The organism is Streptomyces sp. NPDC025833 (assembly GCF_055558055.1).
Genome location: NZ_JBVHNF010000007.1, coordinates 142682 through 164549 on the forward strand (window position 1 = coordinate 142682; position 21868 = coordinate 164549).

The following is a 21868-nucleotide window of genomic DNA, read 5'->3' on the forward strand; positions in this document are numbered from 1 at the left end:
CAGGCGTGATCGATATCAACGAGTCCGTGATGCAGTTCCTCCTGGCGTTCGTCGTCGCCGGCCCGCTCCTCGGCGCGGTCGCCGCCCTCCTCCCGGCCCCGCCCGGACTGAAGGGGAAGTCACCCGAGCAGGCCGTGCTCCGGCACGGCGTGACCGTCACCGGCGTGATCCTCGCCGCCGCGATCGCCCTCGCGCTCGGCTTCGACCACGGCCATCCGTCGAGGATGCAGGCCACGACCGACATCAGCTGGATCCCCGCGCTCGACGTGCGGATCCACCTCGGCATCGACGGCATCTCCCTCCCCCTCGTCGTCCTGACCGCGCTGCTGACCTTCCTCTGCGCGCTCTACTCGTACTTCAAGATGCCCGCGGGCCCGTCCCCGAAGGCGTTCGTCGCACTGCTGCTCCTGCTCGAGTCCGGCACCCTCGCCACCTTCGCCGTCCTCGACCTGCTGCTGTTCTTCCTCGCGTTCGAGACCGTGCTCATCCCGATGTACTTCCTCATCGCCCGCTGGGGCGGCGCGGACCGGACCCGGGCCGCGTGGAAGTTCATCCTCTTCACGCTGCTCGGCTCCGTGGTCATGCTGCTCGGCCTCCTCCTGATCGGCATCAAGGCGGGCACGTTCGACATGGTGGCACTCGCCACTGACAACGGCCGGTCACTGACCGCGTCCGTGCAGGTCATCGCGGTTCTGGCGATCGGGATCGGACTCGCCGTGAAGGCGCCGATGTGGCCGCTGCACAGCTGGCTGCCCGACGCCCACACCGCCGCTCCGACCGTCGGCTCGGTGCTGCTGGCCGGCGTCCTGCTGAAGATGGGCACGTACGGGTTCGTGCGCATCCTGCTGCCGGCGGCACCGCACGGCTTCCACACCTTCGCGCCGTACCTCGCCGCGTTCGCCGTCGTCGGGATCGTCTACGGGTCCCTGGCCTGCCTGGCCCTCGCCAAACGGGGCGCGAAGGGTGACCTCAAGCGCCTCATCGCCTACTCCTCCGTCGGCCACATGGGCTTCGTCCTGCTCGGCATCGCCACCATGACCCCGACCGGCGTGAACGGCGCCCTGTTCGCCAACATCGCCCACGGCCTCATCACCGGCCTGCTGTTCTTCCTGGTCGGCGCGGTGAAGGACCGCACCGGCAGCACCGACCTCGACACCCTCGCCGAGCGGACGGGCGCCGCGCTGTACGGCCGGGCGCCGCGCCTCGGCGGCCTCCTCGCCTTCGCCGCGGTCGCCTCGCTCGGCCTGCCCGGACTCGCCGGGTTCTGGGGCGAGATGCTGGCGCTGTTCGGCTCGTTCGAACCCGCCGCCGGCCTCAGCCGGCCGGCCTTCCTCACCTTCATGTCGATCGGCGCGTTCGGCACCCTGCTGACGGCCGCGTACATGCTGATCGTGGTCCGCCGCGTCTGCATGGGCGGCGCCGAGCGGGAGGCCCCGGCCCTCGCCGACGTGCGCGGGTACGAGTTCGCCGCCTGGACCCCGCTCGTCGCCCTCACCGTCCTCGCCGGACTGTGGCCGAAGGCCCTGCTCGGCCTGACCGACCCGGCCGTGCAGCAGCTCCTCGCAGGAGGCACCCGATGAGCGCCCAGCCGCTTGCCGAGTCGCTGGTCCAGTCCGTCGACTGGCTCGCGATCGCCCCGCCCACCGTCGCCGCGGTCGTGGCGCTCGCCGTCCTCGTCGCCGACCTCTTCCTGCCCGAGGCCAGGAAGGCCGTGCTCGGCTGGATCTCGGTCGCCGGGCTGGCCGCCGCCGCCCTGTCGCTGCTGCCGCTGCTGGACGGCGACCGCAGCACCTTCTGCCTGACCGGCCCCACGCGCGCGTGCAGCTACACCGCCGACCGCTTCACCCTGGTCATCCAGTTCCTGGTCCTCGGCGGCGCCCTGCTCGCGGCCCTGCTGTCGGTGACGAACCTGGACGACGACCGGCGGCGCGTACCCGCGGGCGAGTTCTGGTTCCTGCTGCTGTCCTCCGCGGCCGGCGCCGCCCTGCTGCCCGCCTCCCGCGACCTGGCCACCCTGATCGTCGCCCTGGAGGTCGCCTCCCTGCCCGCCTTCGCCCTCGTCGGCATCCGCCACGGCGACCGGCGCTCCTCCGAGGCCGCGCTGAAGTTCTTCCTGTCGTCGGTCACCGCCACCGCGGTCAGCCTGATGGGCGTCAGCTTCGTCTACGCCACCACCGGCACCCTCTACCTCACCCAGGTCGCCCAGCGCCTGCCGCACGTCGACGGGCAGCTGCACACCCTGGCCCAGGCGGGTGTCGTCCTCACCCTCGTCGGCTTCGCCTTCAAGACGGCCGCCGTGCCCTTCCACTTCTGGGTGCCCGACACCTACGTGGGCGCGCCCCTGCCCGTCGCCGCCTACCTGTCCGTCGTCGGCAAGGCCGTCGGCTTCTCCGGCCTGATCCTCGTCACCGTCGTCGCGTTCCCCTCGTACGCCGACGTCTGGGGGCCCGCGCTCGCCGCCCTGGCCGCCCTCACCATGACCGTCGGCAACGCCGCCGCCCTGCGCCAGCGGGCCACGCGCGCGTACAGCGCGGTACGGCTGCTCGCCTGGTCCTCCGTCGGCCAGGCCGGCTACCTGCTGGTGCCGATCGCCGCCGCCGGGTACACCCGGGACGCCGAGAAGGCGATCGGCTCCACGGTGGCGTACGCCCTGATGTACGCCGCCGTGAACCTCGGCGCCTTCGCGGTCGCCGCCCTGGTGGGCCGCGGCCGGCCACTGAACCGGATCAGCGACTACCGGGGCCTGTACGCCACCAACCCGGCCGGCGCGCTCCTGCTGGCCTTCTTCCTGCTCTGCCTGGCCGGGCTGCCGCCGGGCGTCATCGGCCTGTTCGCCAAGGTCACCGTGTTCTCCGCGGCCGTCGACGCGGGCCTCGGCTGGCTCGCCGTCGTCATGGCCGTCAACGTCGTGATCGCGCTCTTCTACTACCTCCAGTGGGCGGCCCTGCTGTTCCGGGCCCCCGAGGGCGAGCCCGTCCGGCACCACGTCCCGGCGCCCCTCACGGCCGCGCTGGCCCTCACCGGAGTCGTCGGCGTCGCCCTCTCCGGAGCGCCCCAGCTGGTCCTGCGGTTCGCGGCCACCGGGCTGTTCTAGGCGTCGCCACGCGCGCGTGGGGCACCCGTGCCGTCACGCGCGCGGACGCCGGACCAGCACGTCACCCACGCGGCCGGCGCGCGCCGACGCACGCACCGGGGAACTCGTGGCCGCCGCCCGGCGTTGTCACCAGCGGGAGGGTCCACTGGACCAGAGTGTTCCCCAGCTGCACGACTTGGAGGGCGCACCGTGCACCGCCGGCACAACGGGCTCAGGACCGCAGTACTCCTCGGGGGGCTGTCCGCACTCATCATCGTCATCGGCGGCTTCTTCGGCCGTACCGGACTGGTCGTCGCCGTCCTGGTGGCACTCGGCACGAACGCGTACGCCTACTGGAACAGCGACAAACTGGCGCTCCGCGCCATGCGTGCCCGCCCGGTCAGCGAGTTCGAGGCCCCCGCGCTGTACCGGATGGTGCGGGAGCTGTCCACCCAGGCCCGCCAGCCCATGCCCCGCCTCTACATCTCGCCGACCGAGGCCCCGAACGCCTTCGCCACCGGCCGCAACCCGCGCAACGCGGCCGTGTGCTGCACCGAGGGCATCCTGCGCCTGCTCGACGAGCGCGAGCTGCGCGGCGTCATCGGCCACGAGCTGAGCCACGTCTACAACCGGGACATCCTCATCTCCTCGGTCGCCGGCGCCCTCGCCTCGGTGATCATGTTCCTGGTGAACTTCGCGTGGCTGATCCCGGTGGGCCGCTCGGACGACGACGAGGGCCCCGGCCTGATCGGCATGCTGCTCGTCATGATCCTGGGCCCGCTCGCCGCCAGCCTGATCCAACTGGCCATCAGCCGCTCCCGGGAGTACGAGGCGGACGCCTCCGGTGCCCACCTCACCGGCGACCCCCTCGCCCTCGCCGGAGCCCTGCGCAAGCTCGAAGCGGGCACCCGACAGCTTCCCCTGCCGCCCGAGCCCCGGATCGAGACGGCGAGCCACATGATGATCGCCAACCCCTTCCGCCCCGGCCAGGGGCTGTCCAAGATGTTCTCCACGCACCCGCCGATGGCGGAGCGCATCGCCCGTCTCGAGAAGATGGCAGGTCGCCGGTGAAAACCATCCTGAACCTCATCTGGCTCGTCCTGAGCGGCTTCTGGCTGTTCCTCGCCTACCTCCTCGCCGGCGTCCTGCTGTGCGTCACGATCATCGGCATCCCGTTCGGCGTCGCCGCCTTCCGTATCGGCGTCTTCGCCCTCTGGCCGTTCGGGTACACCACGGTCGAACGGCGCGACGCGGGCGCCCCCTCCTGTGTCGGCAACGTCCTGTGGCTGGTCCTGGCCGGCTGGTGGCTGGCACTCGCCCACATCGCCACCGGCATCGCCCTGTGCGTCACGATCATCGGCATCCCGTTCGGCATCGCCAACTTCAAGCTGATCCCGGTCTCCCTGCTGCCGCTCGGCCGCGAGATCGTCCCCACCGACCAGCCGTTCGCGGCCCGCTGAGCACCCGGCACGCACGCGGCGGGGCGTCACACCGCGCGCCGGCCCGCCCACCACCGCCGTACGCCGTAGGACACCGCGCCCGCGGCCAGCACGCCCGCGCCCGCGGCCACCGAGGCCACGGGCAGCGCGCACGCCAGGGTGGCGCAGCCCAGCAGGCCCGCCACCGGCACCACCCGGGACCGCGGGGCCGCGCTCAGCGTCCAGGCCGAGGCGTTGGCCACGGCGTAGTAGACCAGCACGCCGAAGGACGAGAAGCCGATCGCGCCGCGCACGTCCACCGTCGCCGCCAGCACGGCGACCACCGCGCCCACGGCCGCCTCCGCCCGGTGCGGCACCCGGAACCGCGGGTGCACGGCCGCCAGCGCGCCCGGCAGGTGCCCGTCCCGGGCCATGGCGAGGACCGTCCGGGACACCCCGAGGATCAGCGCGAGCAGCGAACCCAGCGCGGCCACCGCCGCACCGGCCCGCACCACGGGCACGAGCCCCGGCGCCCCGGCCGCCCGTACGGCCTCGGCGAGCGGCGCCGCCGCCTGCCCGAGCCGGACCGGCCCCAGGACGGCGAGCACCGCGACGGCCACGCACACGTACACCACCAGGACGATCCCCAGGGCCAGCGGCACCGCCCGCGGGATCGTGCGCGCCGGATCGCGCACCTCCTCCCCGAGTGTGGCGATCCGCGCGTACCCGGCGAATGCGAAGAACAGCAGGCCGGCCGCCTGGAGCACCCCGCCCGCCCCCGACGGCAGACCCGCGTCCAGCCGTCCCGCCCCGGCCCGCGGGGAGGCCAGGCACACCACGACCACGGCGGCGAGGACGGCCAGGACGACGGCCACGAGCACGCGCGTCAGCCACGCCGACTTGTGGATGCCGCCGTAGTTCACGGCGGTCAGCGCCACCACGGCGGCGACCGCCACCGCATGCGCCTGCCCCGGCCACACGTACGTGCCCACGGTGAGCGCCATGGCCGCGCAGGAGGCCGTCTTGCCGACGACGAACGCCCAGCCGGCGAGATGGCCCCAGAACGGGCCCAGCCGCTCCCTGCCGTACACGTACGTCCCGCCGGAGGCGGGGTGGCGGGCCGCGAGCCGGGCCGAGGACATGGCGTTGCAGTACGCCACCACGGCCGCGACGGCCAGGGCGGCCGACAGCGCGGAACCGGCCGCGCGGGCGGCGGGCGCCAGGGCGGAGAAGATCCCGGCGCCGATCATCGAGCCGAGCCCGACGACCACGGCGTCCCCCACCCCCAGGCCGCGCCGCAGACCGGGATCACTGCGTGTCATGCGCCGCACCCTACTGAGCCCGGCAACCGGCGGGTACCACTCCGGCGTCCTCTTCATCGACACGGCACGAACACACGCGCGGCGGACGGCGGGCCCGCACCGGAGGACCAGGTCCCGGCCCGTGCGCGGAGCAGCGCGGAAGGGCGGGTTCACGGCATGAGCATCATCGGTTGGATCATCCTGGGGCTGCTGGCCGGAGCCATCGCCAAGGTCCTGCTGCCGGGACGCGACCCCGGCGGCTTCGTCGGCACGACCCTCATCGGCGTCGCGGGCGCGTTCATCGGAGGCTGGATCTCGGCCCGCTGGCTGGACCACCCGGTCACCAAGGACTTCTACGACGGCGCGACCTGGGCGGCGGCCGTCGGCGGCTCCCTGGTGCTGCTGATCGTCTACCGGATCCTGTTCGGCAACTCACGCGACTGAACGCGGTCCGGCGACGCGGGCCGCGCGGCGCGGACGCGGAAGGGTGGGCGCCCCGGGGCGCCCACCCTTCGTCGTTCTCCGAGCCGGACCGGCTTCCCCGCGTCCTACCGGTAGTTCACGAACTGCAGCGCGAAGTCGAAGTCCTTGCCCTTCAGGAGGGCGATCACGGCCTGGAGGTCGTCGCGGCTCTTGGAGCTGACCCGCAGCTCGTCCCCCTGGACCTGGGCCTTCACGCCCTTGGGACCCTCGTCGCGAATGGTCTTGGCGACCTTCTTGGCGTTCTCCTGGGAGATGCCCTCCTCGATCGAGGCGAAGATCTTGTACTCCTTGCCGGAGAGCTGCGGCTCACCGGCGTCCAGCGCCTTCAGCGAGATGCCGCGCTTGATGAGCTTCGACTGGAAGACGTCGAGGACAGCGTTCACCCGCTCCTCGGAGTTGGCCTCCATGAGGATCTTCTCACCGGACCAGGAGATCGAGGCCCCCACGCCCTTGAAGTCGTAGCGCTGCGAGATCTCCTTGGCGGCCTGGTTGAGGGCGTTGTCGACCTCCTGCCGCTCGACCTTCGAGACGATGTCGAAACTGGAGTCGGCCATGTCCTGTGGCTCCTTGTATCGGGTGCATCGGGTGCGAATCAGCTGCGTGCCGGCGTGCGCGGCGGCGACCGCCGGACCCGGTGGATCACCGGGCCGCATCCGCACCAGCCTAGCCACCTCCCGACCCTGGCAGCGGAGATCAACCGGGTGGCGGAGCACCCCTGTGTATCGGGTATTGTTTACGTCGTTGCCGGGGAACACCGCCGCAAGCGGGTTCGATGGCAGCAAACCCCGGCGGTGTGCCCGAGCGGCCAAAGGGAGCAGACTGTAAATCTGCCGGCTCAGCCTTCCCAGGTTCGAATCCTGGCGCCGCCACATTGGGGAAACCCTCTCCGACCTGCTGAAAAGTGGGACGGAGGGGGTTTCTTCGTTTCGGTGGGGGCTGTCCCGGCGTGGAGGCGAGGGAGGGGCCGGCCCCGCCGCGGACGGTGGCGGCGTGCCGTGGGTTGGCCCGGCGGCGATGCCGAACGGCGGATCCTTCGTCATATTGGAACCCGGCGTGGGACGCCCCCGCACCCGCTGGTTCCGTGTCACCGGGTTTCCGGCCGGCGCGGGGAGGCCAGGAACCGGGGGTGACGCCGACCGCGGGGCTCCGAACAAACGCGGGCCGAAACGCATCCCACGTTGCGCGGGGTCCGTCCCGGACCCCTGTCGACCTCAGCGCGACGGGTACCGTCGCGACATCCAGAAGGAGGCCAGGTGATGGAACTCCCGTCGTACCGTGACCGCAGGAGCGTGCCGGCGCCGCCCCGGCTGCCCGGCCGGGCAGGGAACGCAGTGCGAGTGGGCGCGGCCGCCGTGGCGGCGGTGCTCCTGGCGGGCTGCGGTGCGGGCGCCCCCAGGGCGTCCTCGGACCCCGGTGGCACCGGCGCGGCCCCCACCGCCCCCACCGCGCCCTCCCGGCCCCTCGCCTCCTTCACCCCGGACCAGGCCGCCGCCGCGTGCAGCAACAGCACCAAGCTGGCCGGGTGGTCGAACCGCCGGCTGGCCATGCTGACCATCGCCGTCCCGGTCTCGGAGACCTCGGTCTCCGATGCCACCGCCCCGGTGAGCGCCGGTGCGGGCGGAGTGCTGCTGTTCGGCAGCAAGGCGCCGGCCGACCTGGGTGCCCGGCTGACCGCCCTGAAGTCACACGTGCCGGGCCGTCTCGGTCTGCTGGTGATGACCGACCAGGAGGGCGGCGGCATCCAGCGCATGGCGAACCTCGTCGGCTCCCTGCCCTGGGCCGCGTACATGGGCTCGCACTGGACCCCGGCCCAGATCCAGCAGAACGTCGCCAAGGTCGCCCGCAAGATGGCTGCCGCCCAGGTCAACATGGACCTCGCGCCGGTGGTCGACGTCGACGGCAGGAACGTGGCCCCCGGCCGGACGAACCCCGACGGATGGCGGTCCTTCAGCGGCAGCACCTCGGTGGTCTCCAAGGACGGCGTCGCGTACATGAACGGGCTGCGCGCCGGCGGCGTGATACCCGTCGTCAAGCACTTCCCGGGGCTCGGCGGCTCCACGTACAACTCCGACTTCGGCCCCGCCCGCACCCTGCCCTGGTCCACGCTGAAGAGGGTGGCCCTCCCGCCGTTCGCCGCGGCCATCAAGGCCGGCGCACCGGCCATCATGGTCTCCAACAACGTCATACCGGGCCTCGGCACCAACCCGGCGAGCCTGTCGCCCACCGCCATCACCACCGAGCTGCGCGGCAGGCTGGGCTTCAAGGGGCTGGTGGTCACCGACTCGCTCAGCGCCAAGGCGATCTCGGCCGCCGGTTTCACCGTCCCCTCCGCCGCCGTGCAGGCCCTGCGCTCCGGGGCCGACATGGTCATGTTCGACCTGGGGGGCGACGTCGGCGCCCGGACGTCCTCGATCGCGACGGCGATCACCGACGCGGTGGCCGGCGGGCGCCTCTCCCGCGGGCGCCTCGTCGACGCGGCGGCGCACGTCCTGGCGGTCCGGCACGTGAACCTCTGCTCCTGAACGCTCCCGGCGCCTTGGGCGCCCCGGGCAACCGGGGCGCCCCGGGCGCCTGAGCGCGCGAGGGGCCCGGCCCCTGGCCCGCCCTCGGGCCGGGGGGCAGACGGGCGGGCCGGGAATCAGGCGGGCGGGTCGGGGCGTACGGCGAGCAGGGCGATGTCGTCGGTGGCCTCGGTACCGAACTTGAGGATGAGATCGTCGCAGAAGACGTCGAGGGGGGCCCGCGCCTGGGCGGCGGTCTGCCGGCTGAGCCGGGCCATGGCGTCGTCGAGCGACTCGCCGCGGCGCTCGATGAGCCCGTCGGTGAAGAGCAGCAGGGTGGACCGGGGCGGCAGCGGGTCGTGGGCGGAGACGCGGGGCACGTACGGGTCCATGCCGATCAGCATGCCCCTGCCGCCGTTCAGGTACCGGGTGCCGCCGTCCCGGGTGGTCAGCAGCGGCGGCAGGTGGCCGGCGGAGGAGTGGTGCAGGCCGCCGCTGCCGCCGGCGCCCTTGACCAGGCCGTAGACGCAGGTGGCGGTGGACTGCGGGGACAGGGCGTGGCTCGCCAGGTCCAGGCGGCGCAGGACGTCGCCGGGCGGCTCCGGACGGTCTACGGCGATGCCGCGCAGCATGTTGCGCAGGGTGCTCATCGCGACGGCGGCCTGCAGATCGTGGCCCGTCACGTCCCCGACGACCAGCACGGTGTCGCCGCCGGGCAGGACGAACGCGTCGTACCAGTCCCCGCCGATCTCGGCGGTGGTGCTGGACGGGACGTACCGGGCGGCCAGCTCCAGGTGCTCGGCATCGGGCAGCCCGGGCAGCAGGGCGCGCTGGAGCTGCTCGGCGTTGGAGCGGGTGTGCTGGTGCAGGCGGGCGTTGTCGACGGCGAGGGCGATGCTGCGGGTCAGCTCGGCGATCAGCGGGATGTCCTCCTTGGTGAACGGGTTCTCGTCCTGGACGCGGACCATGGTCAGGGCGCCGAAGACCTCGCGCTGGGTCCGCAGCGGGGCGATGACGGCGCTGTCCGCCCTGAGCTGCGCCACCAGTTCGAGCTGCCGGGCGTCCAGCGGGCTGCGGGCCCGGCCGGGCGGGGGGACGTCGGTGACCAGCAGCGGCCCGGCGCCGCGCAGCACCCTGGGCAGCGAGTCCTGGGTGGTGTCGGACACCGGGGGGAGCCGGCCGAGGTGCCCGGCGGCGATCCGTACCCAGGGATCGCGGTGCAGGACGCAGACCCGCTCCACCCACCCCTGCTCGTCGACGAGGTCGGCCGCGCACCAGTCGGCCAGTGACCGGGTCAGCACCTGGCACACCCGCCGCAGCCGGTCGTGGGTGTCGAGGGTGCTGGTCAGCGCCCGGCCGGCGTCGGCGAACAGGGACAGCCACTCGGGCGCCGCCGTGCGCCGGAACAGCGTCTTCGTCTTCTTGGCGGTGACCGGCAGGTGCACCGGGCCGGGCACCGGCCGTGTCGCGTGACCGCGGTCGGACGGGGCGTCCGGCGGGGCGGGGGGCGCCGTCGTCGCGACGAGCTGCGCGACGAACACGGTACGGCCGTCGACCGCTTCCTGGGTCTGGATGGTCAGCCGGACGGGGATCACCCGGCCGTCCCGGTGCTGCGCCGGGACCGGGATCCGGCGGCCCAGGATGCGGGACTCGCCGGTGAGCAGCAGTGAGCTGAACGCCGCCACGTGGCGGGCGCGCAGGTGCTCGGGCATCACCACGGTCAGCCGCTGCCCGATCAGGTCGTGCGCCTGCCAGCCCAGCAGGCTCGCCGCGGAACCGTTCACCGCGATGATCCGGTTGCCGTCGTCAGCCGCGACGGTCGGTACGGGGGCGGCCTCCACCTCGCTCGCGTCCCAGGGCGCCAGGTTGGTCGGCACGGTGCCCGGCGCGCCGGGGGCCTGCGTCCACGCGGTGGGCCGCTCTCCGGCCAGCTGGCCGGAGATCTGGTCGAGCAGCCAGCGGCGGAAGGCACGGATCTGCGGCAGCGCCGGCAGGCAGAGCAGACAGCCCTGCTGTGCCGCCGCGTCGGCCTCCTCCAGGACCCGGCGCAGGGCCGCGACGCGTGGCCCGGCGTCCGTCGCGAACGCCACCAGCACGGAGAGCGTCGAGCTGTCCGGCGTCTCCTGCTCCACCGCCGCCGTCATCGACGCGCAGATCATGTTGCTCGTGTCCTGGGCGACGAGGAGGTCCTTCCGCGGCACGCCGGTACGGCGGGCGGCGTCCGGGCGAGGAACAGCTCGCGCAGCAGCCCCTCCCACTGCTGCTGCGCCGCCCAGTAGAGGGCGTACGGCACGTCGTTCAGCGTCACGGTCTCGGTGGGGCCGGGCGGCGCCACGGTCTCCCACACGGACGTCGGCGGCGCCGGGGCCCCGGGCCACAGCTCGAACCACACCGTCTTGCGGCCCTCGTCGCTGTGCACACCATGACCGGTGGACAGTTCCTCGACCAGGCCGAGGCCCCTTCCGGTGCAGGCGTACGGGTGCCGGTCGTGCGGCACGATCCCCTGGTCCGGGCGCCGGTCGCTGACCCGTACGTGCGCCCGGCCCTCGACGGCCCAGGCCCGCACCTCGATCTCCGTGCGCGCGTGGATCACCGCGTTGGTGACCAGTTCGCCGGTCAGCAGCTCGGCGGTGTCCAGCACCTCGGGCCCGAGGCCGGCCAGCACCGACCGTACGAACCGGCGGGCCACGACGACGCTCTCCGCCGTCGGAGTCATGAGTCGTGACGGCGCTCCCGGTGGACTGGGGCTGCCCATACCGGCTAGGTGCCCAGAAAAATCCCCGCAAAAAGGGGCGAGGAGCGTCTTGTCCGATCCCCCGTCTCCCGCGCACACGGGGCTCGTGCGTGCGGAGCGGCGGGCGGGTCGCCGTGCGCGGTCCGGGAAGGCCGGCGCGGCCGTCAGACGTGGTGCGGGGCCGGCGCCGGCGCCGGTTCGGCGGGGGGCGCCGCCGGGCGGCGGGGGAGCAGCAGCGCGGTCCCCAGCAGGAGGACCCCGGCCAGGCCGATGGCCGTGCGCGGGCCGAGCAGGCCGCCCAGCACGCCCCAGAGGGCCGTCAGGAGCGCGGTCGCGGCCTTGGTCGTCACCGCCCAGGCGGACAGCGTACGGGCGGCCCGGCCGGCCGCGGTGCGCTCCAGGCGGTAGGTGGCGTGGACGGGGTTGAAGACCCCGCAGCAGAAGATGAGTCCCAGCTCGACCCCGATCACCAGCAGCAGTCCGCCGGTGCCCGGCCCGACGAACGCCAGTCCGGCGGGCCAGAGCACGCGCAGCGCCCCGGACGCGACCAGGACCCGGTGCTGCCCGAACCGGGTGACGAGCGGCCGGGCCAGCCGCGAACCGAGCAGTCCGCCGACCGCGGGCGCGGCGAAGGCGAGACCGTACTGCCACGGCGGGAACCCGAGCCGGCCGAGCATCAGGACGGCCAGCAACGGCTGGGTGGCCATCACCAGGCCGTTGAACAGGGCGGTGTTGAGGAGCAGCGGGCGCAGTGCCGCGTCGGCGAGGATGAACCGCCAGCCGTCGAGCAGGTCCCGGGCCCGCAGGTGCGTGACCTCCCGGGGCTCGGGTGGCGGCTCGTGCCCGCCCGCGGCGCGGATGCCCAGCGCCGAGAGCAGGTAGCTGAGCGCGTCGGCCACCACCGTCGCCACCGGGCCGAGGAGCCCGATCGCCGCGCCGCCCAGCGGCGGCCCGGCTATCGTGGTCGTCCAGGTCGTGGACTCGAAGCGGGCGTTGGCGACGAGCAGGTCCTCGGCCGGCAACAGGGTCTTCAGGTACGCCCCGGAGGCCGCGCGGAAGGCGATGTCGGCCGCCGCCACGACGACCGAGACCAGCAGGAGCTGGAGGAAGGTGAGCACACCGAGCGCGAACGCGGCGGGGACCGTCAGCAGCGCCGCGCACCGCACCAGGTCCATCGTGATCAGCACGGGCCGCTTGCGGCGGAACTCCATCCACGGGCCGAGCGGCACCGCCACGGCCGCTCCCACCGCGGCCCCCGCGGAGGCGAGGGCGGCGACCTCGGCCGGCCCGGCGTGCAGCACCTCCACGGCGATCAGCGGGAACGCGCCGAAGGCGAGCCACGTACCGAGCGCGCTGGTCCCGTACGCCGCCCAGAGCCACCCGAACGGCCGCCCCAGCCGGTGCCCGCGCGGACGTCCCCGCGGAGCCGCCCGCAGACGCCCGGGCGGCTGCCCCTGACGGTGCACGTTCCCCATGCCGACGCCCCCCACCACTCACCCGTACGGCGGAACCCGGCCCGACGGCCCGGTCCCGACCGGCGAACCGATCCCGACGGGGAAGCATCAAAGCGAGCACCGCGGGCGCGGATCAAACAACCGCGTAGGCGCCGGACACAACCGGTGGTTGTATCCGTAGGGTGTCGGTCGTGGACCTAGAAGCCGTCCGGACCTTCGTCGCCGTCGCCGACACGGGCCGGTTCCAGGAGGCCGCCGCCGAGCTGGCGGTCACCCAGCAGGCCGTCTCCAAGCGCATCGCCGCGCTCGAACGCAACCTCGGGGTGCGGCTGTTCACCCGCTCCCCGCGCGGCGCCGAGCCGACCATCGACGGGCAGGCGTTCCTGCCCCACGCGCGCGAACTGCTGCGCGTCGCCGAGCGCGCGGTCGCGTCCGTGCGCCCCGACCGCCGTCCGCTGCGGGTCGACGTGATCGCCTCGCGCGGTGCGGCCTCGGGCCTGATGCGCGACTTCCACCGCGCACATCCGGACGTCGACCTCGACGTGGTGATGCTGTTCGGCATCGAGACGGCCGTCACCGCCATCCGGTCCGGCACGATCGACGCGTCCTTCCGGGCCGTCGCCGCACCCGGCCGGCCCCTTCCCGAGGACATCGAGTCCGTCCGGGTGCTCGACGAGCCGCTCCAGCTCCTCACCGGGCCCGGCCACGCGCTGGCGGGCGCCCGGTCGGTCACCGTCGCCCAGCTCGCCGGGCACCGGATCTGGATGCCCGGCATCGTCCCCGGCACCGAATGGGCCGCCTACTACGACGACCTCGCGGCCGAGTTCCCGCTCACCATCGAGGCGACCGGGCCCAACTTCGGCTCCGACGCGCTCCTGGACACCGTCGCCGACACCCCGGCACTGGCCACCTTCATGGGCGGCCACACCCGTCTCGTCTGGCCCACCGGCCACGGTCTGCGCCGCATCCCGGTGACCGACCCGGTGCCCGTCTACCCGCACTCGCTCATCTGGCACCGCGACAACCCCCACCCCGCCCTCGCCACCCTGCGCGCCCACCTCGCGGCCACGGCGGCCGGCCACGACGCCGCCGGCACGTGGAGACCGCACTGGGTGCTGCCGAGCTGAACGCTGAACGCGGCTGTACGCGCGCGTGCGGCAGCGTGAGCGCCCGGAAGGCGGCTCCGGCGGGGCGAGGTGCCCGGCCCCCGAGACACTTGCCCCGCGAGACGCCCGCCCCCCCCGAACCCCCGGCCCCGGAGGCGCCGGGGCCATGGCTGCCGCGGACGCGTGGAGCGGTCGGCCGAGCCCCCACCGACCCCTCACCTCACCGGCATGCCGTGCCCTGGCGGTAAGTCACCGGCCCCCGCCGCTCCCGTCGCTCGCCGACGCCCCTAGAATCGAACGTATGAACGAGAACCGTTCGCCGGCACGGCACCGCCGCCCCGCCGCCCGGCGCACCGGCCCGACACGGGCCGTCGAGCGAAGCCTGCACGGCCGGAGTGCGGTGTACGCCCACGACGGCGGCCGTACCGGCGCCACCGCCGGGCGGCCGCCGGGCGCCGGCCGGAAGCAGGCGGTACGACGGGCGCTCACCGGGGAAGGCGTCCCCGCGTACCCGCTGCGCAGGCCGGATACCTCGTCAGGAGTGCGCGGATGACCGGCCCGGGTGCGGCCCGGGGCGGTCCGGACGATGCTGGAGCCATGGCCGGGAAACGACCCATCATCGTGCACCTGCCGTCCCCGACCGGCGGGCGCCGGGTACGGGTCGACGGCGAGATCCTCGGCCTCGCGCACAACGTGCGGGACCTGGTGGAGTTCCTGCGCCGGGCGGGGCTGGACATCGAACCCGAAGAGGTGGCCGACTCACCCCTGATCGACTGGCGCGGGGTCGGCCCCGACCGGTGGGAGGCGGAGACCCGCACCTGACCGGCACCGTCCCCCTCGGAGCCCCCGCCCGCCCTCCGGGCCTCCGTCCGCACCCGATTTCCCCGCCGGTCCGCCGGGCCTCCCGCCACGGGTGGCGGCACGCGGACGGCCCGTTGGGGGCACACTGGCGGGATGTCCTCCCGTCGCAGAACCTGCCCCGTGTGCCGTCGCGAGATCGCCGTCGTGGCGGGCCGCTTCGCCCGCCACGACCCGCCCGGGACACGCGGGAACGGGGACCTCGTCTCCTGCGCGGGGTCCCGGCGGCAGGCGCAGCTCGGCGCGGCCCAGCCGGCCCTGGACGGCTATGTCGTACCGGACTTCCCGGGACAGCTCCCGCTGTTCTGAACCCTGACGTGCCGTCGCCGCCGTGCGTGCCGCGCCCGGTTGGCGGCCGTGCGCGCCGCGCCCGCGCCCGGCTGGCGGCCGTGCGCGCCGCGCCCGCGCCCGGCTGGCGGCCGAGGGACCGGACCGCACGGGTGACCGGCCGGGGACCGGAGGGCGGCTCAGTTCCCGGCCACGGACTTGACCGCGACCGACACCGGCGTGGAGCCGCTGATCAGCTCCAGCGTGAGCCCGGCCGTCGCCGGCGTGTCCACCAGCTCCGCCAGGGCGGCCGCCACGTCGTCCCGCGGCACCGGACCGCGCCCCGTGTGCGCCTCCATCCGGACCAGGCCGGTGCCCGCGTCGTCCGTCAGCGCGCCGGGACGCAGGATCGTCCAGTCCAGGGCCTCCTGCCGGGTGACGTACGCGTCGGCCTCGCCCTTGGCCCGCAGGTAGACGTCGAAGACCTCGTCCCCCTGGTGCGCGGGGTCCGCGCCCATCGAGGACACCACCAGGAAGCGCCGCACGCGCGCGCGTACGGCCGCGTCCGCGAACAGCACCGCCGCGCCCCTGTCCACCGTGTCCTTGCGGGCGGTGCCGCTGCCCGGGCCCGCGCCGGCCGCGAAGACCGCCGCGTCCGCGCCCTGGAGGTGCGCCGCGACCTCCTCCACGGAGGCGGACTCCAGGTCCAGCAGGACCGGTTCGGCGCCGGCCGCCCGCAGGTCGTCGCCCTGTTCCCGCTTGCGGATGATGCCCGCGACCTCGTCCCCGCGCGCGGCGAGCAGCCGCTCCAGCCGCAGCGCGATCTGACCATGACCACCAGCGATGACAATGCGCATGGTTCCGACCGTACGCCCGAAGGGCCGCATCCGCCGCACGAGTTGACCGGCGCCCGCCCGGCCGCCCCGGCCCGCGCCCGGCACCGGCTCAGGACACTCCCCGCGCCCCTGCCACGGCACCGCGATCCCGCGCCCGGTACGGACTCAGGACACCTCCCCGCGCCCCTGTCGCGGCAGTCCGAGCTCCGCCGCCACGGCCGAGTTGCAGTACTCCCGGACCGCGCTCGTACGGGCCACCACCCGGCCCCGGTGCACCACGATCCGGCTGTACGCCAGCGAGAGCGCGCCGGACAGCCGGTCACCGCGCACGGCCAGCAGCTCGGCGGGGAAGCCCGCCTCCACCCGCACCTCCGGCAGGCCCAGCACCGCGCGGGCCGAGGCGCACACGGCGTCGTAGGCGTCCTCCGGGCGCAGGCCGTGCGCGGAGGCGAGGAGATAGGCCGCCTCCAGCGGGTCGCCGCGGCCGACGGGGTTGGAGACGTCGCGCAGGGCCCCGCTGCCGGCCGCCACCCGCACCCCGGCCGCGCGCAGCAGCCGTACCGGCGCCGCGCCCCGCCGGTCGGCGCCGCCGCAGCCGCCCTGCGGGAGGCACACCACCGTCACCCCGGCCGCGGCGAGCTGGTCGGCGGCCCGGGAGGCGGCCTCCGCGGGCAGGCGCGCGAGTCCGGCGCACGGTCCGATCGTCACGCCCGGGCGCAGGCCCCCCGCCATGGCGGCGAGCCGGGACAACCGGGCCGAGTCGGCGGCGTCCGTGTGCAGGTCCACCGGGCAGCCGTGTTCGGAGGCCAGCTCCAGGACCGCCTCCACGTACCCCGTGGGATCCGGGTCCAGGTCCGGGCAGCCGCCCACCACGGAGGCGCCCATCTTCACCGCGTCCCGCAGCACCGCGAGCCCGTCCGCCCCGGCCACCCCGGTCAGCAGCCGCGGCATCGCCACCGCCGTCAGCTCCGCGAGCCCGCGCAGCGACCGCCGGGCCCGCAGCACCGCGCCCAGCGCGCCGAGCCCCTGGACGTCCCCCACGCGCACGTGCGCGCGTACGGCCGTCGCGCCGTGCCCGAGTTGCAGCAGGGCCGCCTCCGTCGCCCGGCGCTGCACGTCGTCCGGGGCGTACGACACCGGACCGGGACGCTCCGCGGACAGGGCGGTGTCGCCGTGGGCATGCGGTTCGGCCGGGGCCGGCAGGAGTAGGAAGCCGCTCAGGTCCACGCGCGTGACGCCTGCCCGGACCGGGCCCGCCGCGAGACTGCCCGCCGTGCCCACCGCCTCGATGCGCCCCCCGCCGAGCCGCACGTCCACGGTCCGGCCGTCGGTCAGCCGCGCCCCGCAGAGCAGGAGGGCGCCGGTGTCGGACGGCCCGGGCGAGTTCGGCGGTGGCTGCGGCTGCGGCTGGCTGTCGGGCATCGCGCTCCAGGTCGGGGCCGGGGGGCTCGGGCGGACCGGCGTGAGGGGCCGGGGGCCGTGGACGCCCCAAGATCACGCGGAGTGGGTCGAGCCTAGGGTCGTGAGCCGCGCCGGTCCGGGAGGAGCGAAATAGTCGTACCGGCGTGGTCCGCCGCGGGCGGCAGACGCGTCGCCCACGCGCGCGTGACCGGCACCGCGTGTGACGAGGGGCGCGGGCGTCCGGTGCCGCGCGAGACGGGCGCACCGCGTCCGACCCCCCCACGCGCGTGTACGGCCCGTGAGCACAACCCGCGCGGAACCCTCGTCCGCGACCCGTCCGCGCAGGGCCTCCGTCCGTGCGGCCGGGACCGCCGCACGGGGGTCCGCACGGGATCCGGGGAGCGGCGGACAGGGCGGTGGGGCGGCCCGGGACGGGCGGCGGGATACGGATTTGGGCGAACGGCGGCGGACCGTGTAATGTCTTCATCGCTCGCCCCAATAGCTCAGTCGGCAGAGCGTCTCCATGGTAAGGAGAAGGTCAACGGTTCGATTCCGTTTTGGGGCTCTGGTGTGAGAGGTTCCCGTCGCGAGGCGGGAGCTGATCTCATCAAAGCGGTGTAGCTCAGTCGGTAGAGCAAGCGGCTCATAATCGCTGTGTCACCGGTTCAAGTCCGGTCACCGCTACTGACAGTAGCCGATTGCGGGGTCGGTCCTTCGATCGGCTACTCTTTCTTGCGTTGAATCAGATAATCCGTTCGTCCTAGGAGCACTCACGTGGCTGCCACCGACGTCCGCCCGAAGATCACGCTGGCCTGCGTGGAGTGCAAGGAGCGGAACTACATCACCAAGAAGAACCGGCGTAACAACCCGGACCGTCTTGAGATGAAGAAGCACTGCCCGCGTTGCAACGCGCACACCGCGCACCGCGAAACGCGATAAACAGGCTCGTCCGTGAGGCCGTCCCCTTTCGAGGGGGCGGCCTCACGGCGTTTTCACCAGCTCGGCGGCCCCCTTCCCACCGGCCCCGCACATTCCGCAGACGGTTTGCCGCTAATTTTGGGGCCAGCACAGCAGACATCAGGAGGTGCCGGGCCATGGCGCTCGACCAGTCCTTCGTGGGACGGACCTACCCGCCCACCGCGCCCTACGAAGTGGGCCGGGAGAAGATCCGCGAGTTCGCCGAGGCGGTGGGCGAGTCCAACCCGGCGTACACGGACCCCGAGGCCGCCAAGGCGCTCGGTCACCCCGCGGTGATCGCCCCGCCGACCTTCGTGTTCTCCATCACCTTCCGGGCCGCCGGGCAGGTCATCGAGGACCCGCAGCTCGGGCTGGACTACAGCCGCGTGGTGCACGGCGACCAGAAGTTCGCCTACACCCGCCCGGTGCGGGCCGGCGACCGGCTCACGGTCACCTCCACCATCGAGGCGATCAGGTCCCTCGCGGGCAACGACATCCTGGACATCCGCGGTGAGGTGCACGACGAGGCCGGCGAGCACGTCGTGACCGCCTGGACCAAGCTCGTGGCCCGCGGGGCCGAGGAGGCGTGAGAACCCGATGACGGCGAACATCGCGTACGACGACGTCGAGGTCGGCACCGAACTGCCGGCCCAGAGCTTCCCCGTGACGCGCGCCACGCTGGTGCGCTACGCGGGTGCCTCGGGGGACTTCAACCCCATCCACTGGAACGAGAAGTTCGCCAAGGAGGTGGGCCTGCCGGACGTCATCGCGCACGGCATGTTCACCATGGCCGAGGCGATCCGGGTGGTCACCGACTGGGCGGGCGACCCGGGCGCGGTCGTGGAGTACGGCGTCCGCTTCACCAAGCCCGTCGTCGTCCCCAACGACGACCAGGGCGCCCTGATCGAGGTCAGCGGCAAGGTCGCGGCCAAGCTGGACGACCACACCGTGCGGGTGGACCTCACCGCCATGAGCGCCGGGCAGAAGGTGCTGGGCATGTCCCGCGCGGTCGTCCGACTGGCCTGACGCGCACGGTCCCAGGGGCGCCCTCCACTGTCCGGAGGCGCCCCTGAGGCGTTGGGGCTCCCCTGAGGCGTGGGGGTGCCCCCGGCCCCTCCACGGCAGCCGTACCGCCGATGTCCTCCCCACGCGGCACCGCCTTGCCAGGTTAGTGATTGCGTACTAACTTCGGACGCATGGTCAGGATGAGCGCAGAGGAGCGGCGGGAGAGCGTCGTCCGCGCGGCGATGGCCGAGTTCGCGCGCGGCGGGTACCACGGCACCTCCACCGAGGCGATCGCCAAGCGCGTCGGGGTCTCGCAGCCGTACCTCTTCCGGCTCTTCCCGGGCAAGAAGGCGATCTTCCTGGCGGCGGCGGAGCGCTGCGTGGAGGACACCATCCGGACCTTCGAGGAGGCGTCCGAGGGCCTGCGGGGCGAGGAGGCCCTGCACGCCATGGCCAACGCGTACACCAAGGTCATCGCGGAGCGGCCCGAGCGGCTGATGATGCAGATGCAGATGTACGTCGCGGTGGCGGCCGCCGAGCAGGAGGGCGACCGCGAGTTCGGCGAGAGCGTCCGGGCCGGCTGGACGCGGCTGTGGGACACGGTGCACCTGCCGCTCGGCGCGGACGTCGGCGAGACGACCACCTTCCTGGCGTGCGGGATGCTCATCAACTGCCTGGTGTCCATGGGCTTCCCGCCCGGTCACCGGGTGTGGGAGGGGCTCTACCCGTCGCTCCGGCCGACGGAGCGGGTGGAGCCGGAGGAGTAGGACCGGCCGGGCGTCCCCGCGGCCGCGGACGACGCATGGCCACAAAAGTTAGTCATCGATTACTAACCAGAATCACTCCGGGGGGAGCGATGGCAGAGCAGACAGCAGTACCCAGCACCGCCACCACACGCGCGGGGGCCGTATGGGCCCTCGTCGTCACCAGCGTCGCCGGATTCATGGCGGCGCTCGACAATCTCGTCGTCACCACGGCCCTACCCGCCATCCGCGAGGACCTCGGCGGGGCACTGGACGACCTGGAGTGGACGGTGAGCGCCTACACGCTCACCTTCGCCGTCCTGCTGATGTTCGGCGCCGCGCTCGGCGACCGCTTCGGGCGCCGCCGGCTCTTCATCGCCGGACTCGCCGTGTTCACCGGCGCCTCCGCCGCCGCGGCCATGGCCCCCGGCATCGGCTCCCTGATCGCCGCCCGCGCGGTCCAGGGCGTCGGCGCGGCCGTGATGATGCCGCTCACCCTGACCCTGCTGACCGCGGCCGTGCCCGCGGCCCGGCGGGGCATGGTGTACGGCATCTGGGGCGCCGTCAACGGGCTCGCCGTCGCCTCCGGGCCGCTGATCGGCGGCAGCCTCACCGAGCACGTCTCCTGGCACTGGATCTTCTGGCTGAACGTCCCGCTCGGCCTGGCCGTGCTGCCGCTCGCCCGGCTGCGCCTCGCCGAGTCCCGCGGCACCGGCGCCCGGCTCGACGTCCCCGGCACGCTGCTCGCCAGCGGCGGGCTCTTCGGGATCGTGTACGGCCTGGTCCGCGGGCCCGCCGACGGCTGGACCGACCCCGTGGTCCTGACCTCGCTGAGCGCGGGCGCGGCGCTGCTGACGGCCTTCGTCCTCTACAGCTCCCGGGCGGCCGCCCCGATGCTGCCCATGCGCCTCTTCCGCTCCCGCGCCTTCGCCGGGATCAACGCCGCGAGTCTGCTGATGTTCGTCGGCATGTTCGGCTCGATCTTCCTGCTCAGCCAGTACATGCAGGGCGTCCTCGGCTACTCGCCCACCGAGGCGGGCCTCAGGATGCTGCCGTGGACCGGCATGCCGATGCTCGTCGCCCCCGTCGCCGGGATCCTCTCCGACCGGATCGGCGGCCGGCCGGTCGTCGCGACGGGCCTGTTCCTCCAGGCGGCCGGACTCGGCTACCTGGCCCGGGTGGCCACCACGGACGCCTCCTACGCCGTCCAGCTGCCCGGCCTGATCATCAGCGGCGTCGGCATGGCCCTGTACTTCGCCCCGGCCGCCAACCTGGTCATGTCCAGCGTCCGCCCGCAGGAACAGGGCATCGCCTCCGGCGCCAACAACGCCCTGCGCGAGGTGGGCGGCGCGCTCGGCATCGCCGTCATGTCGTCGATCTTCTCCGCGCAGGGCGGCTACGCGTCCGCGCGGAGCTTCGTGGACGGCCTGCGGCCGGCCCTGGTCACCGGCGCGGCGGTGGTCGCCCTCGCCGCGGTCGCGGCCCTGCTGATCCCCGCGCGCCGGGACGCCGGCCGAGCCGCAGCGGCCGCCGCGCAGGCGCCCGCCCCGGCCCTGGAGACCACCTCCCGCTGACCCGCGCCCGCCCGCACGAGGAGCCCGCGACGCCCACGCCGCCCCGGACCGCGCCGGCCGCCCCGCCGCACGGCACCGAGGTCCACCTCGGGCCGTCCGGCGCCGGGCCGGCCGTGCCCGGGGCGCGAACGGCGCGGCTCTGCGGGCCCAGCCGCTG

Annotated in this window: 22 protein-coding genes and 3 tRNA genes; 18 read left to right on the plus strand and 7 right to left on the minus strand. The window is 74.1% G+C overall.

All coding sequences use genetic code 11. The features are described from left to right. The first annotated feature begins 5 nt into the window (after window positions 1-5). The 4 genes from ACZ4K2_RS14040 (at window position 6) to ACZ4K2_RS14055 (ending at window position 4533) form a co-directional block, all read left to right on the plus strand. Window positions 6-1580 carry a complex I subunit 4 family protein gene (locus tag ACZ4K2_RS14040; protein ID WP_467476873.1) on the plus strand — a complete coding sequence of 525 codons (1575 nt, stop codon included), beginning with the start codon at window positions 6-8 and terminating at the stop codon, window positions 1578-1580. Continuing rightward, window positions 1577-3094 (plus strand): NADH-quinone oxidoreductase subunit N, encoded by a 1518-nt coding sequence (locus tag ACZ4K2_RS14045; protein WP_467476876.1) that lies wholly within the window; start codon window positions 1577-1579, stop codon window positions 3092-3094. The genes ACZ4K2_RS14040 and ACZ4K2_RS14045 overlap by 4 nt, the downstream gene beginning before the upstream one ends. 189 nt (window positions 3095-3283) lie before the next feature. Next, on the plus strand, window positions 3284-4144 hold the full coding sequence (gene htpX / locus ACZ4K2_RS14050) for a zinc metalloprotease HtpX (RefSeq protein WP_467476878.1): 861 nt from the start codon (window positions 3284-3286) through the stop codon (window positions 4142-4144). Next, window positions 4141-4533: a YccF domain-containing protein gene (locus ACZ4K2_RS14055; RefSeq protein ID WP_467476880.1), complete on the plus strand. Its 393-nt coding sequence runs from the start codon at window positions 4141-4143 to the stop codon at window positions 4531-4533. The genes htpX and ACZ4K2_RS14055 overlap by 4 nt, the downstream gene beginning before the upstream one ends. 26 nt (window positions 4534-4559) lie before the next feature. Here ACZ4K2_RS14055 and ACZ4K2_RS14060 read toward each other — a convergent pair whose 3' ends face one another. Further along, complete coding sequence (locus ACZ4K2_RS14060; RefSeq protein WP_467476883.1) at window positions 4560-5813, minus strand: APC family permease; 1254 nt, start codon at window positions 5811-5813, stop codon at window positions 4560-4562. A gap of 156 nt (window positions 5814-5969) precedes the next feature. On the opposite strand from ACZ4K2_RS14060, the gene ACZ4K2_RS14065 reads away from it, so the two are divergent. After that, window positions 5970-6236 carry a GlsB/YeaQ/YmgE family stress response membrane protein gene (locus ACZ4K2_RS14065; RefSeq protein ID WP_467476885.1) on the plus strand — a complete coding sequence of 89 codons (267 nt, stop codon included), beginning with the start codon at window positions 5970-5972 and terminating at the stop codon, window positions 6234-6236. Between the two features lie 104 nt (window positions 6237-6340). On the opposite strand, the gene ACZ4K2_RS14070 is transcribed toward ACZ4K2_RS14065, so the two are convergent. Next, complete coding sequence (locus ACZ4K2_RS14070) at window positions 6341-6829, minus strand: YajQ family cyclic di-GMP-binding protein (protein ID WP_467476887.1); 489 nt, start codon at window positions 6827-6829, stop codon at window positions 6341-6343. Between the two features lie 233 nt (window positions 6830-7062). On the opposite strand from ACZ4K2_RS14070, the gene ACZ4K2_RS14075 reads away from it, so the two are divergent. Together ACZ4K2_RS14075 and ACZ4K2_RS14080 are read left to right on the plus strand one after the other, a co-directional pair. Next, window positions 7063-7144 (plus strand) — tRNA-Tyr (locus ACZ4K2_RS14075). Between the two features lie 387 nt (window positions 7145-7531). Next, complete coding sequence (locus ACZ4K2_RS14080) at window positions 7532-8797, plus strand: glycoside hydrolase family 3 N-terminal domain-containing protein (protein WP_467476889.1); 1266 nt, start codon at window positions 7532-7534, stop codon at window positions 8795-8797. Window positions 8798-8913: 116 nt separating this feature from the next. On the opposite strand, the gene ACZ4K2_RS14085 is transcribed toward ACZ4K2_RS14080, so the two are convergent. From ACZ4K2_RS14085 to ACZ4K2_RS14095, 3 genes are all read right to left on the minus strand, one after another. Beyond that, on the minus strand, window positions 8914-10977 hold the full coding sequence (locus tag ACZ4K2_RS14085; protein WP_467476891.1) for a SpoIIE family protein phosphatase: 2064 nt from the start codon (window positions 10975-10977) through the stop codon (window positions 8914-8916). After that, window positions 10932-11492, minus strand: a complete 561-nt coding sequence (locus ACZ4K2_RS14090) for an ATP-binding protein (RefSeq protein WP_467476893.1) — start codon at window positions 11490-11492, stop codon at window positions 10932-10934. Before ACZ4K2_RS14090 ends, ACZ4K2_RS14085 begins: the two co-directional genes overlap by 46 nt. Before the next feature lie 182 nt (window positions 11493-11674). Continuing rightward, on the minus strand, window positions 11675-12985 hold the full coding sequence (locus tag ACZ4K2_RS14095) for an MFS transporter (protein ID WP_467476894.1): 1311 nt from the start codon (window positions 12983-12985) through the stop codon (window positions 11675-11677). Window positions 12986-13155: 170 nt separating this feature from the next. On the opposite strand from ACZ4K2_RS14095, the gene ACZ4K2_RS14100 reads away from it, so the two are divergent. The 4 genes from ACZ4K2_RS14100 (at window position 13156) to ACZ4K2_RS14115 (ending at window position 15237) form a co-directional block, all read left to right on the plus strand. Continuing rightward, complete coding sequence (locus ACZ4K2_RS14100) at window positions 13156-14091, plus strand: LysR family transcriptional regulator (protein WP_467476895.1); 936 nt, start codon at window positions 13156-13158, stop codon at window positions 14089-14091. 280 nt (window positions 14092-14371) lie between these two features. Beyond that, entirely contained in the window at window positions 14372-14623 is a 252-nt protein-coding gene (locus ACZ4K2_RS14105) for a hypothetical protein (RefSeq protein WP_467476896.1), read from the plus strand. 44 nt (window positions 14624-14667) lie between these two features. Continuing rightward, a complete protein-coding gene (locus ACZ4K2_RS14110) occupies window positions 14668-14892 on the plus strand; it encodes a hypothetical protein (protein ID WP_344347781.1) in 225 nt (74 codons plus the stop codon). Window positions 14893-15024: 132 nt separating this feature from the next. Continuing rightward, window positions 15025-15237 carry a hypothetical protein gene (locus tag ACZ4K2_RS14115; protein WP_467476899.1) on the plus strand — a complete coding sequence of 71 codons (213 nt, stop codon included), beginning with the start codon at window positions 15025-15027 and terminating at the stop codon, window positions 15235-15237. 158 nt (window positions 15238-15395) lie between these two features. Here ACZ4K2_RS14115 and ACZ4K2_RS14120 read toward each other — a convergent pair whose 3' ends face one another. Both ACZ4K2_RS14120 and ACZ4K2_RS14125 read right to left on the minus strand, forming a co-directional pair. Further along, a complete protein-coding gene (locus tag ACZ4K2_RS14120; protein WP_467476900.1) occupies window positions 15396-16052 on the minus strand; it encodes an SDR family oxidoreductase in 657 nt (218 codons plus the stop codon). 144 nt (window positions 16053-16196) lie between these two features. Continuing rightward, window positions 16197-17453 (minus strand): amidohydrolase family protein, encoded by a 1257-nt coding sequence (locus ACZ4K2_RS14125; RefSeq protein ID WP_467476901.1) that lies wholly within the window; start codon window positions 17451-17453, stop codon window positions 16197-16199. A gap of 471 nt (window positions 17454-17924) precedes the next feature. Between ACZ4K2_RS14125 and ACZ4K2_RS14130 the strand changes: the two genes are divergently transcribed. The 7 genes from ACZ4K2_RS14130 to ACZ4K2_RS14160 all read left to right on the plus strand — a co-directional run bounded on the left by ACZ4K2_RS14130 (window position 17925) and on the right by ACZ4K2_RS14160 (window position 21711). Further along, window positions 17925-17997 (plus strand) — tRNA-Thr (locus ACZ4K2_RS14130). Window positions 17998-18043: 46 nt separating this feature from the next. Next, window positions 18044-18116 (plus strand) — tRNA-Met (locus ACZ4K2_RS14135). A 90-nt stretch (window positions 18117-18206) separates the two neighbouring features. Further along, the gene (gene rpmG, locus ACZ4K2_RS14140) at window positions 18207-18371 is read left to right on the plus strand and encodes a 50S ribosomal protein L33 (RefSeq protein ID WP_003948671.1); all 165 of its coding nucleotides are present in this window, start codon (window positions 18207-18209) and stop codon (window positions 18369-18371) included. Window positions 18372-18526: 155 nt separating this feature from the next. Beyond that, a complete protein-coding gene (locus tag ACZ4K2_RS14145) occupies window positions 18527-18979 on the plus strand; it encodes an FAS1-like dehydratase domain-containing protein (protein WP_467476904.1) in 453 nt (150 codons plus the stop codon). Window positions 18980-18986: 7 nt separating this feature from the next. After that, the gene (locus tag ACZ4K2_RS14150; RefSeq protein WP_467476907.1) at window positions 18987-19415 is read left to right on the plus strand and encodes a MaoC family dehydratase; all 429 of its coding nucleotides are present in this window, start codon (window positions 18987-18989) and stop codon (window positions 19413-19415) included. 170 nt (window positions 19416-19585) lie between these two features. Beyond that, complete coding sequence (locus ACZ4K2_RS14155) at window positions 19586-20161, plus strand: TetR/AcrR family transcriptional regulator (protein ID WP_467476908.1); 576 nt, start codon at window positions 19586-19588, stop codon at window positions 20159-20161. A gap of 89 nt (window positions 20162-20250) precedes the next feature. Further along, window positions 20251-21711 carry a DHA2 family efflux MFS transporter permease subunit gene (locus ACZ4K2_RS14160; protein WP_467476910.1) on the plus strand — a complete coding sequence of 487 codons (1461 nt, stop codon included), beginning with the start codon at window positions 20251-20253 and terminating at the stop codon, window positions 21709-21711. Window positions 21712-21868 lie beyond the last annotated feature (157 nt).